The 15,677-nt window shown below is 46.0% G+C and carries 13 protein-coding genes and 1 pseudogene; 12 read left to right on the top strand and 2 right to left on the bottom strand.

From position 1 onward, the window contains the following. The first annotated feature begins 40 nt into the window (after positions 1–40). The 5 genes from JGK20_RS21890 to JGK20_RS21910 all read left to right on the top strand — a co-directional run bounded on the left by JGK20_RS21890 (position 41) and on the right by JGK20_RS21910 (position 5,676). Positions 41–430, top strand: a complete 390-nt coding sequence (locus JGK20_RS21890) for a pentapeptide repeat-containing protein (protein WP_293184043.1) — start codon at positions 41–43, stop codon at positions 428–430. 506 nt (positions 431–936) lie between these two features. Then, positions 937–1,641, top strand: a complete 705-nt coding sequence (locus tag JGK20_RS21895; RefSeq protein WP_293197959.1) for a DUF547 domain-containing protein — start codon at positions 937–939, stop codon at positions 1,639–1,641. 341 nt (positions 1,642–1,982) lie between these two features. Beyond that, a complete protein-coding gene (locus JGK20_RS21900; protein WP_293232148.1) occupies positions 1,983–3,383 on the top strand; it encodes a DUF2157 domain-containing protein in 1,401 nt (466 codons plus the stop codon). 180 nt (positions 3,384–3,563) lie between these two features. After that, complete coding sequence (locus tag JGK20_RS21905; RefSeq protein ID WP_293219482.1) at positions 3,564–4,265, top strand: GDYXXLXY domain-containing protein; 702 nt, start codon at positions 3,564–3,566, stop codon at positions 4,263–4,265. A gap of 280 nt (positions 4,266–4,545) precedes the next feature. After that, positions 4,546–5,676, top strand: coding sequence for a hypothetical protein (locus tag JGK20_RS21910; protein WP_293197952.1), 1,131 nt, complete (start codon positions 4,546–4,548; stop codon positions 5,674–5,676). A gap of 227 nt (positions 5,677–5,903) precedes the next feature. Here the strand turns inward: JGK20_RS21910 and JGK20_RS21915 are convergent, their stop codons facing one another. Next, complete coding sequence (locus tag JGK20_RS21915; protein ID WP_293184054.1) at positions 5,904–6,545, bottom strand: class I SAM-dependent methyltransferase; 642 nt, start codon at positions 6,543–6,545, stop codon at positions 5,904–5,906. A 100-nt stretch (positions 6,546–6,645) separates the two neighbouring features. Between JGK20_RS21915 and hemH the strand changes: the two genes are divergently transcribed. Next, entirely contained in the window at positions 6,646–7,809 is a 1,164-nt protein-coding gene (gene hemH / locus JGK20_RS21920) for a ferrochelatase (protein ID WP_293184056.1), read from the top strand. Positions 7,810–8,234: 425 nt separating this feature from the next. Here the strand turns inward: hemH and JGK20_RS21925 are convergent, their stop codons facing one another. Further along, a complete protein-coding gene (locus JGK20_RS21925) occupies positions 8,235–8,846 on the bottom strand; it encodes a DUF4126 domain-containing protein (protein WP_293184070.1) in 612 nt (203 codons plus the stop codon). A 479-nt stretch (positions 8,847–9,325) separates the two neighbouring features. On the opposite strand from JGK20_RS21925, the gene JGK20_RS21930 reads away from it, so the two are divergent. From JGK20_RS21930 to JGK20_RS21955, 6 genes and pseudogenes are all read left to right on the top strand, one after another. After that, positions 9,326–10,612, top strand: coding sequence for a Glu/Leu/Phe/Val dehydrogenase (locus tag JGK20_RS21930; RefSeq protein ID WP_293192526.1), 1,287 nt, complete (start codon positions 9,326–9,328; stop codon positions 10,610–10,612). A 397-nt stretch (positions 10,613–11,009) separates the two neighbouring features. Further along, positions 11,010–11,573 carry a COP23 domain-containing protein gene (locus JGK20_RS21935; RefSeq protein ID WP_293184061.1) on the top strand — a complete coding sequence of 188 codons (564 nt, stop codon included), beginning with the start codon at positions 11,010–11,012 and terminating at the stop codon, positions 11,571–11,573. A gap of 31 nt (positions 11,574–11,604) precedes the next feature. Beyond that, a complete protein-coding gene (locus JGK20_RS21940; RefSeq protein ID WP_293184063.1) occupies positions 11,605–12,390 on the top strand; it encodes a serine protease in 786 nt (261 codons plus the stop codon). A gap of 332 nt (positions 12,391–12,722) precedes the next feature. Then, positions 12,723–13,778 (top strand): RRXRR domain-containing protein, encoded by a 1,056-nt coding sequence (locus tag JGK20_RS21945; RefSeq protein ID WP_293184066.1) that lies wholly within the window; start codon positions 12,723–12,725, stop codon positions 13,776–13,778. Between the two features lie 26 nt (positions 13,779–13,804). Further along, entirely contained in the window at positions 13,805–15,466 is a 1,662-nt protein-coding gene (locus JGK20_RS21950) for a trypsin-like peptidase domain-containing protein (RefSeq protein ID WP_293192527.1), read from the top strand. A gap of 106 nt (positions 15,467–15,572) precedes the next feature. Then, positions 15,573–15,677, top strand: a pseudogene (locus tag JGK20_RS21955) (MerR family DNA-binding transcriptional regulator); the annotation flags it as partial.

Genomic DNA, 15,677 nt, shown 5'->3' on the forward strand with positions numbered 1-15,677 from the left:
TTAAATTAAGAATCTTTTATAATTGTAGAAGGTAAAGACTATGAAATCTGTAACTTTAGGAGCGATTTCATTTGGACTGATATTCGGGCTGGCTACAGCGGTGATTGCAGGGAACCCCCAGCAAATCAACCAGTTGCTGCAAACTAACCAATGTCCGGGATGCGATTTGAGAAGCATTCCCCTTCAGCAAGCGAGTTTAGCAAATGCCGATTTGCAAGGGGCAGATTTGAGAGGATCGAATCTCAGGGAGGCTAATTTATCCGGGGCAAATTTGAGTGGGGCTTCACTCAGCGGGGCTTCTTTGCGGCAAGCTAATTTAGCAGGTGCTGATTTGACTGAGGCTAATTTGACCGGAGCCGATTTGACGGGGGCCAATTTGGAAAATGCTAAGCTGAAAGGGGCTACTTGGGTTGACGGTAGTATTAAATAAGCTGTTGTATCGCCTTTCTGGTGTAACATGAGCTGCTAATAGGGCATAGGGCATAGGGCATAGGGCATAGGGCATACCTCATTTATTTGAGAAAGGCTGTACACTTAAATTGAACTTTTGGGCAGCGTCGAAGGCTACCACACAAGAGTTAAAAGAAAATAAGTGTACAATAAATAAAACCCCAAGCTAAAGCAATGTCGGCTTTAGAATGTGGACAGTAATTCAACAGTTGACAGTTGACAGTTGACCTGGGACAGTTGATAGTTGGAAAGCGACTTCTACCTAAAACGAAGAGGATTGGAGTAATGAATAGTTTGAGTTTAATTTCTCCCTCAAAGGGTTCCGGCTTTCAACCAATTCTTGCTGGTAAATCGATCTAATTAAACGTGAAATACGGATAGCTAAAAAGCTGGCTGTGTATCTCTTTTCCCTCCTTCTTACTTCTTACTTCTCCCTTCTCCCTTCTTCCTTCTTCCTTCTTCCTTCTTCTTTCTCCCTTCTACTTAATGATAAATTCGATCGACTTTTCGACTTGGGACGAGTTGCTAAAATGCTACGTTGACGATTTCGGCCGCGTCAATTACCGGCGCTGGAAAGCTGAAGGGGCGGAGGTTTTGAGCAATTGGCTGGGAACTTTGGCAGATGTAGATTTAGCTGCTATGACGGATGTGGATGCGCGGTTGGCGCTGTGGTTGAATGCGTACAATGCGATCGCAATTTCCCAAGTAATCGAAGTATACCCGATCGCGTCCATCCGTCCCAAAATTTTAGGAATCCCCAACTGGCTGGGTTTTCTGGAATTCTTCACCCGTTCAAATTCAATTATTGGCGGCAAAAAGTACAGCCTCAATCAAATCGAACACGCTATTTTGCGCCCGGAATTTGCCGAAGCGCGCATTCATTTTGCCTTAGTTTGCGCTTCCGTCGGATGTCCGTTGTTGCGCCGCGGCGCTTACTTCCCCGAGTCTGTGCGAACTCAACTGGAGACGGATGCGAATAGTTTTATCAAGAATCCCGATAAAGTGCGGTACGATGCTGGGAAAAAGACGCTTTATTTGAGCAAGATTTTTGAGTGGTACGGCGAGGATTTTGTCAAGAATGCGGGTTCGGTAGCTGCCTATGTGGGCGGTTATTTGGGCCCGGAGGTGGGTGTAAGCGATGAATGGGCGATCGTTTTTTTACCCTATGATTGGAATTTAAATCAAGTTTAGAACCACCGCAGATGTAAAGCAGATGAACACGGATGAACGCAGATAATTTCAAGAGATTTTGCCTTATCTCTCGCTCTAGCAATACCTTTGAAAATCACTATAAACCAATCATATACTGGAATTGCCAAAATCGCCAACTATCTTAAAAACATCCGCGTTTATCCGTGTTTATCTGCCTTCAATCTGCGGTTAGTCTATCAGTCAACAATTTAAGCAATTCAAGTTTACTGTCTTCAAACACTCCTGTGCAACTTCAGCAGGTGTCCCAACATCCACCGACAATCGACCGACAAGTGACATTATTATAACAATCACAGTTAAAACACTCTGGAATATTGAAAATGATTTCAGATAAATTTCGGCGCGAGTTGCGCGCAGAAGCCAAACTCTGGGAAGCAGAAGGACTCATCGACAAATCTCTCTACCAACAACTTTCGGAACGATATCAATTTCACACTCTCGAAACCGCTTCCCGCAACCAATTTCTGAGCATTCTCATCGGCTTGGGGAGCATACTTCTAGGTATAGGAGTCATCACCTTTGTAGCAGCAAACTGGCAAGTTTGGTCGCGCGAAGTGAGAGTTGCAATGCTGCTGAGCGTTTTCGTTGCAGTCAATGTGGCGGGTTTCTATTTGTGGCGCATTCCCCCTTCCCAAAACAAAAGCTCAAATCAAAGTATTTTACCCGTCACAAAAGGGCGAAACAAACTGCTTGGTGAAGGATTGTTACTGTTAGGAGCTCTGATTTTAGGAGCAAATATGGCGCTGATGGCGCAAATGTTCCACATCGGCGGTTCTTCCTACGGACTTTTCCTAGTTTGGGGAATCGGAGTGTTGGGAATGGCTTACAGTTTGCGGTTGACTTCGTTGGGTGTTTTGTCCGCACTTTTAATCGGTTTCGGCTATTGGTTGGCGGTGTTAGATTGGTCTTCTAAAGTTGAGTTTTCTTGGCTGGAAGTTTTGGTGCGACAAATGCCAATGGCTGCGAGTTTGATGTTTGTGCCGTTGGCTTATTGGTGTCGATCGCGTGTTATTTTTGCTATAGGTGCGATCGCCATAATTTTCTCATTACAAGTTTCTATTGCCCAAGCAGCAGATGGCGGCTGGGGTGCAGCAATATTTTGTGGTTTAGCGCCCGCTTTGCTGTGGGGATACGACGATGCGATGTGGCCGAAGTTGCACAGCAGACTGTTTCAACCTACCGCCCGCAGTTTAGCACTGCTGTACTTCGCCGGTCTGTTTTACTTTCTGTCTTTCCACTGGTTTTGGCAAGATTCGCCGACACCTAGACAAACCGGGCCTGATTGGGTTTTGTTGGCAAATGTCGCTGTTTTGGGTGGTTTAGCGGTGTTGGAGTGGCTGCATTTGGGACGTTTGGAGATGGGCCGCCGCACGCAAAAAGCAGTGAATTTGACTACAGGTGCGATCGCACTTTTCATTCTCGCCAGCGCTTTCATACCGTTTTTTCACCTGACTTTTACTCCAATTCCTCAATTAGCAACTTTTCTGTTTAATGTTTTATCATTTCTGCTCGCAGTCGGTTTAATCCGAGAAGGTTTAGCTTTAGGAAACCGTCAGAGTTTTTGGGGAGGAATGGTATTGATAACGTTGCAAATTATCAGTCGAGTCTTTGAATATAACACAGAATTGTTGCTCAAATCTTTTGTATTTGTATTGTGCGGAATTGGCGTAATTGCCGCTGGCTTGTGGTTCGAGAAACACTTCGCTAAAATCGATAATTAGGAGTCAGATAGTTGTTTCACTGCAATCCGATCTTCCTAGCCCCTCGATCGAAGCATGGTCGTTTTATTGTTATCCTAAAAATTAGGTACGTTGTTGGGCTTTAGCCCTCTTTGTCTATACGTCTCAAGGAGGCTCAAGCCCAACAACATACCAATTAATCACAAATTCCCAAATACTAATATGAATACCGAAAACTCAGAAACAACCAACACTTTAATTCAGTCCCCATCCTTCACCCTTCCCCCCACTGCAAAACGGCTTCCCACGTGGCGGCTGTGGATTCCATTGATTTTACAAATTGGACTGATTGCCGCAGTACCGGCTCCAGCAGTGTACACTTTTGTTACTGGCAAAACAGTTGTCTTGCAAACTGCACCAGTAGACCCCTACGACTTTTTGCGCGGATATTACCAAGTTTTGAGTTATGATATTTCCGATCGCACAAATCTCGAAAAGCTCCCCGGCTGGCAAGATTTACCAGGAAAACTAGAGAAAATACCTTGTCCGCGCGGAGTTGTTTGCGAAAAACAAATATACCGTGTCAACCAAAATATCAGTTTTTATGTCATCCTAGAAGCGCCAAAAGCCGCGACAAATTCTGTCCGCCCCCAAGCTTGGAAACCGACGCGCGTCAGTCTCAAAAATCCCCCAAATTTGCCAGCCAATCAAATCGCCATTCAAGGCAAATATAACGGTTCGCGCATGGAATACGGCTTGGAAACTTATTATATGCCCGAGAATGAAAGGGAAAAAGTCAATGACGAGATTAGCGAAGCTCAACGGAAGCAGCGGCAGTCTTTTGTCGTAGAAGTCAAGGTTGACAAAACAGGCCATGCTGTGCCTGTGAGTTTGTGGGTGCGCGATCGCAATTATCGATTTTAGCCGGTTTTGGCACAAGCACGCGCGACGTAGCTATCCCGTAGGAAATCGACCTTACAACCTGGCTTTGAGTGTTTTTGCTTAGATATGACTGGGTAGTGGGCTTCACGACTTTCAAGCCCAAATCCCGTAAAATCGACCTGTGCGAGACAATATCCGTTACAATTGGCGATCGGATGTGAATTCAATTGCCGACAACTCAAGAGAATCCATTAAGATATATAAGACTTGCACAAATCTTGCGAATTCAAGGTTGCAAGTTCAGACTCTACTGGAGCTTCTCATGTTAGCCGAGCTAATTTCTGCCAGACGAATACTCAAAGCCCAACTCCTCGACTTCTTAGGACTTCCCGACAATTCTCAAGACCAAACAGATCGCATCGTCAGCACAATTGTATCAGTGCTGGAAGCAAATGCAGCCGAACAAGAAAGATTTTGGGAGACCTTCAAAAGTGAATTAGCCGTCGATCCGGTAGAATTAGAAGCAATGCTCAAGTGTTCAGCAGCAGAACGCCAGCAATGGATCGAACAAGGCAGGCTCCCGATCCTAGAATACCGCTCTTTCCGCAAATCGGGAATTCATTTAGAATATCCCGTTCACGACAGAAGATTCATCTTAACTCTCACGCCAACTGACATTGATAACTGGCGCAAAGAACCAAAAGGGTTGATTAAAAATCCTCGCCCAACAGCCGAGCCAATCAATACAGAAAACTCCGAACAAAACGAACAATCGCGAGGAGCTTTTAGTGCAGCGTGGGAAAAAATTATTTCCGACTGGAAAGAACAAGGTTCGGCGGAAATTTCAGCAACTTTCCAGTTAGCTTACTGGACAGTTTGGGCGTCGCGGTGGGCAAAAGAAAATCAGCTTAACAGCTTTAAAGCAATTAAATCTAACGAAGTCTACGAAATTTACGAAATTCACCAGCAAGAATGGTACGAGCGCAAAAATCAAGCAGTCAAATTACTGATTGAAATGCCCTATGCGATGCTTTACTTTTACCGTCCTCCCGGTGCTGACAAATTATATCTGGAACTGTGCGACGACCACCAGGACATGATGAAAGATGACTACTATTGGGATAAGTGGGATTTTTTCTATCAAAACCGGAAACTGGTAAATAAGTGTCGGGAATGCGTGTACTGTGAAACAAAGGATTATTATTCGCTTTACTACCTGGAAATTAAGAGCGATAAGTTTCCAGATTTTAGTTTTTCTTACCACACGCCGTACACAATCGGTCGCAAATTTTTGCCACATCCCGAAACGCTTCCTGCTGTAGACCACGTAGAACAAGATGGTATTTTTCGGTTTGGCCGCCCGCTACTAGAACAGGAGAAAGTTATTCACACAGAAAAGGATGTATTGCTTAAGTTTGAAGCAGCTTTGGCTGAAGCGAAAAAGTTTGTTTAGTCAACAGTCATGGACGCAAATGTCACATTAAATCCAGGTACGTAGTTGCGCTTGAGCGCTCTTTGATCTATATAAAGAAAGAGCGCCCAAGCGCAACTACGTACCTATTTTTGAACTTGCTCTTTCCTAGATATACAGAAAGAGCGCTCAAGCGCAACAACGTACCTATTTTTTAACTTGCTCTTGCTTATATATAAAAGAAAGAGCGCTCAAGCGCAACAACGTACCTATTTTTTAACTTGGATAACTTGAATGCTGCCGCCAGCATAAAGTTTAGGTTGTTCGCTTTCTTCTGAATTGTAGAGTTGAAATCCCACTTGGGCCAACAAACTCTCCAAGTCAGTTTCAATCAACTGCCAAGCAGTTTCAGTCTCAAACAACCACAAAAATACAGCCAACCCCGGCCACAATAGCAGATTTGTGGGCCGATGAAAATCTACCAAAGTGAATAGACCACCGGGCTTGAGCACGCGGTATACTTCTTGAAAAATTTGCCTCAACTGTAACGGCTGCATTTCGTGCATCGCAACGCTGCTGTGTACTAAATCAAAATGATTGTCGCCAAAAGGCATCGATTCGGCAAAAGCTTCTACATAATTGGCTGATGGCACATTTTTTCTTGCCCGTTGCAGCGATAATGGTGAAGCGTCAAGTCCTGTGACATCCTGGGAATATTGCACGAGAAATTGCGTAGTTTGACCGCTACCGCAACAAAGGTCTAAAACTTTAGTTTTCGCGCCCAGGGTCACATTTTCCAAGGCTAGCTGCCTAAAACGAGTTTCGCCACCTACGCTCAAAGCAGCCAGACGCGCGATCGCATCGTACAGCCACTGATACCTATAACTTAAATCTCTCAAAATTGTTGCCATATTCAAAATTATGTATATCTTGCTATCGACTTAAGATATTATTAAGTTATATGATAAAAATAACTAACAGAACTGAGACGATGGGAGAGGCGTAACCGCTATGGGCCGTGTAGGAGTATTACTATTAAACTTGGGCGGGCCCGATCAAATCGAGGATGTCCGTCCTTTCCTGTTCAACTTGTTCGCTGACCCGGAAATCATTCGCATTCCGTTTCCGTGGATGCAGAAACCGCTCGCCTGGTTGATTTCGACTCTGCGTTTTAAAAAATCCCAGGAAAACTACCGCCAAATCGGTGGCGGCTCTCCTTTGCGGCGGATTACCGAAGAACAAGGCTTGGCGCTGCAAGAACTTTTGCAGTCTAAGGGACAAGATGCCAAAGTATATGTGGGGATGCGTTACTGGCATCCTTTTACTGAAGAGGCGATCGCCAAAATAAAGCGCGATCGCATCGAACAATTGGCAATCTTGCCATTGTATCCTCAATTTTCGATCAGCACCAGCGGTTCTAGCTTCCGACAGCTAGAAGAAATGTGGAACCAAGATCCAGATCTCAACCAGATAGAATATACCGCGATTCCTTCTTGGTATCACCGACCAGGCTACCTTCAGGCAATGTCGGAATTGATCGCCCAAGAATTAGATAACAGTCCAAATCCCGATCGAGTTCACATCTTTTTCAGCGCCCACGGCGTCCCCCTCAGCTACGTAGAAGAGGCTGGAGACCCATATCAGCGGGAGATTCAAGATTGTACTCGTCTGATTATGGAACATTTGAATCGATCGAACGAACACACACTAGCTTATCAAAGTCGGGTTGGCCCGGTGGAATGGCTCAAGCCTTACACCGAAGAAGCGATTACCGAATTAGCAGAAAGTGGAGTTCAAGATTTGTTGGTAGTTCCAATTAGTTTTGTTTCCGAGCACATCGAGACTCTGCAAGAAATTGACATGGAGTATCGAGAATTAGCAGAAGAGTCGGGGATTGAAAATTTCTACCGAGTCCCTGCATTGAATACTCATCCGGTATTTATTGAAGCCTTGGCAGATTTAGTAATCGAGTCGATAGAATCTCCCAGCGTTAAATTTGCGGATGTGATACGCCCTTCCAAGAAAGTTAAAATGTACCCTCAAGAGCAGTGGGAGTGGGGTTTGACGACGGGGGCGGAAGTCTGGAACGGTCGTGTAGCAATGATTGGTTTTATAGCATTAGTGATCGAGTTAATTACGGGTCAAGGCCCGCTACACTCGATCGGCTTGCTTTAGATCTTTAGGTGCAGATTAAGCCTGCAATCCGAACCAACAGCAGACAAAGAATCTCAACATAAAACCCGCCCCGCGCATCTAAAAACCGCAAGAGGGCGGTTTTTGTATCGAGATTAAATTCATTGAATAAAAGGTACGTAGTTGCGCTTCAGCGCTCCGAAAGGTACGTAGTTGCGCTTCAGCGCTCCGAAAGGTACGTAGTTGCGCTTCAGCGCTCCGAAAGGTACGTAGTTGCGCTTCAGCGCTCTTGCTTTTATATAACGATCGCGAATTAAATAATTTACACAAAGAAAGTGGGATTGGCCAGAAGATCTCGTCCTTTCTGGACGGGCGGGACGCCCATCCCACAATAACAATAAAGATTGTAAGTTATTTAATTATCATTCCTAAGAAAGAGCGCTCAAGCGCAACTACGTACCTAAAAATTAATCTGGATTGCGCTTGTGGCGGCGGGGATTTCCCCCATCCCCCGGTACTCCCTGACTTCTGTACCAGCAATACCACTCCTTAGAACTGCGAATAGCCAACCACAGCAGCAGCATAGCAATTAACGCACCCTCTTTCGGGGCGTCAAAGGCAAACAAAACCAAGGAAATACACAGAACATCTTGCAGGAAAATCACCCAAATCGGTAAAATATGTAGTCGGTAAAGCCATCCTGCTTGTACCAGTTGCAGCACTAAAGCCAGCAAACCTCCGACAATACCAATGATGCACAGCATCCCAGGGTGAAGAATCATTTCGTCGATCGCACTTACCTGAGCGATCGCAATTCCCATAATTGCTCCTACAATAGGACTAAAAATAATTTGCACAACTTGCAGCACCCGCTGTCCGACAAAGGTTTTAGAAGCAAATACCTCCAACAGCGACCAACTCACCAAGATAGATATCACCACTTGGGGGTGAACGCGAGACAATAGAGGTATTTCTGACCAAAGTTTGTCAATCCGCAACAAACCAATCAACAGCAGGGGAAGGGCAATTCTCATACCCCCCGCCGCAGACGCAGAGAGCGCGGCTAGGAGTCCAACCATCATAATAATTTAGTTTATAGCGTTTGCTAAAGCGTCGATGATTTCAGAATATAATTCCCCTGGTGGCTGGCGGTGATTTGAGCGATCTCTCCTCAAATTGCTGCTTGAGCTTAAATATCACCCTCTATTTTAACTGTATCTGCTGAATTGCTGCTTGGGACTGCCAGATTGTCGATCGACAATCAGACAGAAGCCACTTATACAGTTATTGTAGAAGGTAGAAGGCAGTTATCCAGAATCAAACCGCGATCGTGATTAAATTAGAAAGTATCGAAAAACCAGCAGTTAAGCCAAAATAATTAAATTTAAAATACCACCTAACCCAGAGCTTTCCGGCAAATTATTCTCCTATCTTCCCTCTTTCTTCTTCCTTCTTCCTTCTTCATTGTTCCTTTTCCCGTCTTTCCTCTTCCTTCTAGCTTCTTCCTTCGGTCAACTGTCAACTGTCAACTGTCAACTGTCAACTGTCAACTATTCTTATGTCTGAATCATTATTTGCCGATGCCAGCCGCCGACTAGAACGAGCCTTAAAATATGTATCCCTTTCCGAGGATACTAGCGAGCGGCTCAAATATCCCAAATCCAGTTTAATCGTATCAATTCCCGTGCGGATGGATGACGGTTCCCTGCGAATTTTCCAAGGTTATCGAGTGCGCTACGACGATACCAGAGGCCCGTCGAAAGGAGGAGTGCGCTACCACCCGAAAGTATCCCTCGATGAAGTGCAATCACTGGCATTTTGGATGACATTTAAATGTGCAGTGCTCAACATACCCTTTGGAGGAGCCAAAGGCGGAATCACAGTCAATCCCAAAGAATTATCCAAACTCGAATTGGAAAGATTGAGTCGGGGTTACGTAGATGCGATCGCAGATTTCATCGGCCCAGATGTCGATATTCCCGCACCGGATGTCTACACCAATCCCATGATTATGGGTTGGATGATGGATCAGTACAATATTATTAAGCGGCAGCTCAGTCCGGCGGTGGTGACAGGTAAACCAGTCACAATCGGTGGCAGTTTGGGCAGAGATACCGCCACCGCCACCGGCGCTTTTTTTGTAATTCAAAATCTCCTACCCAAATTTAACCGAACTCCGTGGGAGACAACGGTAGCCGTCCAAGGTTTTGGTAATGCCGGAGCGGAATTAGCAGAATTGCTCTGGAAAGCAGGTTACAAAGTTGTGGCTGTCAGCGATTCCCAAGGGGGAATTCATGCGAAACAAGGGCTGGATATTCCCAGCATCCGCCACTTCAAAGAAGCTAACAAAGGTATCAAAGCTATTTACTGCGAAGGTTCTGTCTGCAATATTGTCGAACACGAAATCTTGACAAACGAGCAGCTTTTAGCCTTAGATGTAGACGTGCTGGTTCCAGCAGCTTTGGAGAATCAAATCACTGCACAAAATGTCAATGATGTCAAGGCTAAGTTTATTTTTGAAGTAGCAAACGGGCCGATAGATTCTGCTGCTGATTTGATTTTGGAAGCGCGGGGAATTCAGGTGTTCCCGGATATTTTAGTCAATGCCGGGGGCGTGACGGTGAGTTATTTTGAGTGGGTGCAAAATCGCAGTGGGCTTTATTGGACGCTGGAGGAAGTCAACCAGCGGTTGCAGCACAAAATGGTCGAGGAAACTGAGGCAATTTGGACAAAATCTCAGGAATTGTCGGTTTGTATGAGAACTGCTGCTTACGTGTACGGTTTGCAGCGACTCGGAGAAGCTATGAATGCGAAGGGAACGCGCGATTATTATCTAAACGGTTGACGGAATGCTGGGAAGTGCGATCGAACGAACAGGCTAGAAGCTTGTTCCACAACAACAGGCTAGAAGCCTGTTCCACAACAACAGGCTAGAAGCTTGTTCCACAACAACAGGCTAGAAGCTTGTTCCACAACAACAGGCTAGAAGCCTGTTCCACAAAAAAAAGATTGAATATGATTGTGGGGCGGGCTGCGGCGAGGCTCAGAACAGGTAGCAGCTAATTATCAAAAATTTGGTGGACGCAGATTGACTAATATTATTTGATAATGTAAAGTAAAATGTTAAGGGTCGCAAGATTTAAAAACTATGTGCGGCAAGGGGTCTCCTGTGAACTCGATCGAGTTTAACGGGAGAGAACGTAAAAAAAATTCCAATCATTAAAACTATATAGGCTACTCTAATGAGACAACCTTTATTTGGCAAGCTCGCCGCGGCAGCGATCGTTATAGGTACATCGGGTGTTTTTTCGCAGCCGAGCCAAGCTCAAACCAGAAATCAATTTTTCTGCGGGATTAGCGAAGGCAAACCAGCAACCATCGTCCGCACGGCCGCTAAAGGCCCCGTACCGCTGATAGTTTGGAACAATGAAGCTTTTTCCGGTTCAGGTTGGACTCCCAAACGGCGCTGCGAAGACGTATCGGCTAGATTTCAACGGTTTAACGATAACGGTCAACTCCGATTCATGAGAGCGGGGACTTTCAATGGTCAACAAGTATTGTGCGTCGATAGAGTCAGAGGTAGCGGGAACTGTTCGAGTGCTGAAGCAATAGTGCTGACAGTACCCCGGCCCAACAATGCCAACCAGATTCTCGAAGAAATGCTCAACACCCGCAACCGCGCCTCCAAGCAGCCGCTTTACCTGAGTGGGGAAAAGCAACTGGTAACATACGAAAATGGCTTTGCTAACGTCAATCTCAATCAATGGTTTGAAAACGAACTACCAGACAACGAGCGTTTGTGGTAAAAGTAGCAAAGAAACTGCGAGCTAAACAAACATGGATTGGCGTTCACTAATCTTGGCAACTTGTATCAGTGGCATCTCAATGATTTTGCCTGCACAACTTCCGCGTGCCAAAAATTTCTTAAAACAGATGCCAGTCGAAATGTCGCAACAGCAATTGCAGCAACAAGCTGAGTCTATCGCTGTTAGGGTGCGATCGTCTGGACAAGTTGCCGGAACGGGAATCGCCATTCGCAAGCAGGGTTCGCAGTACACCGTACTGACAAACGAACACGTCCTCAAAGCCGGCAAGGCTCCCTACCAAATCCAAACCCCAGATAATAAAATTTACCCTGCAATCTTCGTCAAAGACGCTAATTTTAAAGGCAATGATTTGGCGTTGTTGCGCTTTACTAGCAGCGTTGAATATACCACTGCTAAGCCGGGTGCCGTACCAAAAGTTGAGGATGCAGTATTTGCAGGTGGGTTTCCTTTGACAGAAGAAGGTCAAAAAGACCGAGGATTTGTCTTCAAAACTGGCAAAGTTTGGCGAGTGTTAGATAAAGCTTTGGAAGGTGGCTATCAAATTGGTTACACCAATGAGATTGAAAAAGGGATGAGCGGCGGGCCGCTGCTGAATGTTCGCGGCGAGGTGGTGGGGGTTAACGGCGTCCACGCTTACCCGCTGTGGGGAGACCCATACCAGTATAAAGATGGCACTGAACCGAATGCAGCGCTGCGAGAGCAGATGAGTAAGTACAGTTGGGGAATTCCGATCGACACTTTTAAGCAGCTAGCACCTTCAGGGCTGGAAATGACAACCAATTCTGTGAAAAAATAGGCGCGATTGAGTGTGCGATATTTCGTGCTTTGGCTTGGTGGCGATTTGAGCGATCGACAATATATACAAACCCGCCCTACTATTCCTTAAACTAAACTAAATAATTGGACAGTCACTAACCCCAGCTATCAAGGCGTGGGGCTTGAAAGAGGAAGACTCACCACCTTCTTGATTCAAGACTAAAACAGTGTCTAGCCTACGTCCTTAAAAGACAGACTGAACTGCCTGGGAGTGGTATCCTGCAAGACGTTAAGAATGCCTCTCTAGTTTTTAACCGCTCTGGCAGTCAGTGGCGAAGGGAAATATACACCTAGAAATAGGACTTACCGTAAATGTTTGTACCCGTTGTCAACAGTGAAAATAGACCGTTAATGCCGACTACCAACGCCCGTGCTAAGCGTTGGATCAAATCAGGCAAGGCAACACCATTCTGGAAAAAAGGAGTATTTTGCATCCGACTAAATGCAGAACCTTCAAATCACAACTATCAACCCATAGCGGTTGGCATCGATCCAGGCAGCAAGCGCGAAGGATTTACCGTTAAATCCAAATCGCATACTTACTTAAATATCCAAACTCATGCAATTGATTGGGTAAAAGACCGTGTAGAGGTCAGGCGCAATATGCGACGATCTCGTCGATTTCGGAACACGCCGTGCCGCCAAAATAGAGCTAACAGGCTGGTTAACAAAAATCGTATCCCCCCATCCACGGCATCAAGATGGCAGTGGAAGTTAAGGATAGCTAACTGGTTGACATTGATGTTTCCGATATCGACATTTGTTGTAGAGGACATCAAGGCACAAAAGAGGAAAAACGGATCGCCCGTGTGGAATGTATCGTTTAGTCCTTTAGAAGTGGGCAAAAAGTGGTTTTACTGTGAGATTAGAAAGATTGCCCATCTTGAGATTAGATCGGGAAACGATACTTATGAGCTACGTCAAAGTTTAGGACTAAAAAAATCCAAACAGAAGCTATCGAAGAAGTTTGAGGCTCACTGCATTGATTCTTGGGTATTAGCTAATTGGTATACAGGGGGACACATTCAACCTGACAATACCAAGCTAATAGAAGTAATCTCTCTTGAGTTTCATCGCAGGCAACTCCATCGTTTGCAGCATTCTACAGGTCATATCCGCTCTCGGTACGGTGGCACTTTAAGTGCGGGGTTTAAGCGTGGTTCGATCGTTAAACATCCTAAATATGGGTTCTGTTATGTTGGCGGATGGCAAGAATCTCCTACAAAGAAAGAACCAGACCGAAAAACAATTAGCTTGCACGAGTTAAAAACTGGCAAGCGTCTAACTCAAAACGCATTACCCCCAGATTGTAAGTTTTTGGCTTACAACTCGTGGCGCATTGCAAACATTGTAAAGCCGTCCTTCTAGGACGGGGTTTCAAACCCATTTTTCTGATGACAAAATTTTATAGCAGAATTTCAACAACATTGGTAGGGGCGGTGGCGATCGTCGTCTCAGTGCAAATTCTGCCAGCACCAGCACTAGAACGAACCGAAATCGGGGAAATTGCTAAAAAATTTACAGTAATGATCGCTGGCGACTGTCAGGGATCGGGATCGATAATTGAGCGTCAAGGTGAAAATTATACTGTCCTCACAGCCAATCACGTCGTAGCAACTACTGGTGAATGCTTTATTCAAACTGGCGACGGTATGCGTTACAAAATCTACGAAGCCATAAACGTGCCGGGAACAGATTTAGCAGTGTTGCAGTTCCAAAGCAAAAATAACTACGGAGTCGCTCAAACTGCGACCTCTGCAAATTTGCAGCCTGGGTCAACAGTTTATGTAGCAGGCTATCCCAGTCCCGGACAATTTGATACCAAACGCGGCTACCGCTTTTACCCTGTCAACGTCAACGGTAGAGCCCCCGGCTCTCGTGAAGGTTACGAACTATCCTACGACGGCGCATCTCTCCCCGGTATGAGTGGCGGCCCGGTTCTCGACAGCAACGGCCGTGTGGTAGCAACTCACGGTAAAGCTGACGTGCGGCTTCAACAGGCTGTAGAGAATTACGGCGTTCCTTTTGAGATATTTCTGGCGAGACGGAACCAAATAAGGGGCGACGCCCGATCGACCTCAGCCCAGAATCCACCCGTGCAAATAGCACCGCCACCGCCGATAACGCCAGCACCAGCACCCGCACCAGCACCAGCACCCGCACCAGCACCAGCACCCGCACCCGCACCCGCAGCCCAGCCGCCGGAAGTACAACAGTCGCAGGCTTTAGTGCCAGCACCGGAACGCATCGCAGCGAGGGAAGCGCTATCACCTGCGGAGTCGGCAATTAGTGCGATGGTGCGCGGCCAGCAAACCTATGTGGTTCGCAACCACGATTTTCTCAATTCTGTGGGGTCGATCGCCAAAACCTTTAGTATTTTATTGCCACAGGATTACAACTTTGCAATTCGCACCACTACCAGAGGCGCTTTTCACTATGCAATACCGAAATCTGCGGATATGAAAGCTTATGTCGGAGCAATTTTCTTGGAAGAAAACGCCAGTTTAAAGAATCCGGTGACTATCTCCATTGTCTGCGAAGCCACCACACCAATCAATGTTCGCCCTTCCGATCCGACTTACGGCAGAAATAATTTAGTTTGCGGTGTGGGTACCCAACGCAAGACTGCTAGCAGTCTGCCGCAGCAAAACGTAGCAACCCAGACTGCACCTGCGACAAGGCCTGCACCTACTCCCGCAGCCAGAGTAAATCCACCTCAAACTAGAGCCGCAGGGCCGATCGGGTTTTTGAGTTTAGTGAATGTTTGCAATACTTACGACCTCAGCGGTCAAAGTCCTCACCAAGAAAGAGCTTTGGAGTGGTTGCAGGGCAGGATTCCCGCGCCAACCATGCAGAAATTTGCTGAAGAGTGGCGCACTCAATTGATAGCAAGAGTCGGTAACAGGCCGATTAATTTGGTCGATGTTTGCAAAGTGTACGATCGCGCCGGCCTTCACCCGCACCAAAATCGGGCTTTGGAATGGTTGCAGCAGCAAATTCCCAAGGAAACGCTGACAGATTTCGGCAAAAAGTGGCAAAATCAAGCCGGTTCGTAGGGGAGCATTCTCCTGTTGATTGATTTACTGAATTTTGCTGCAATTATCTGAATAATGTGTTAAACTAGCAGAATATTCAGCATTATTCACTTTTGGCTACTCAACCCCAAGACAAGCAGCCGAACATTTTGGAGTTTGCCTACATACGCTCAGGCGATGGGAAAAGGATGGCATTATTACCGCCATTCGCACACCCTCCGGTCAACGACGA

Origin of the sequence: Microcoleus sp. PH2017_05_CCC_O_A (genome assembly GCF_020738785.1) — a bacterium.
In the GTDB taxonomy this organism is placed as follows: domain Bacteria; phylum Cyanobacteriota; class Cyanobacteriia; order Cyanobacteriales; family Microcoleaceae; genus Microcoleus.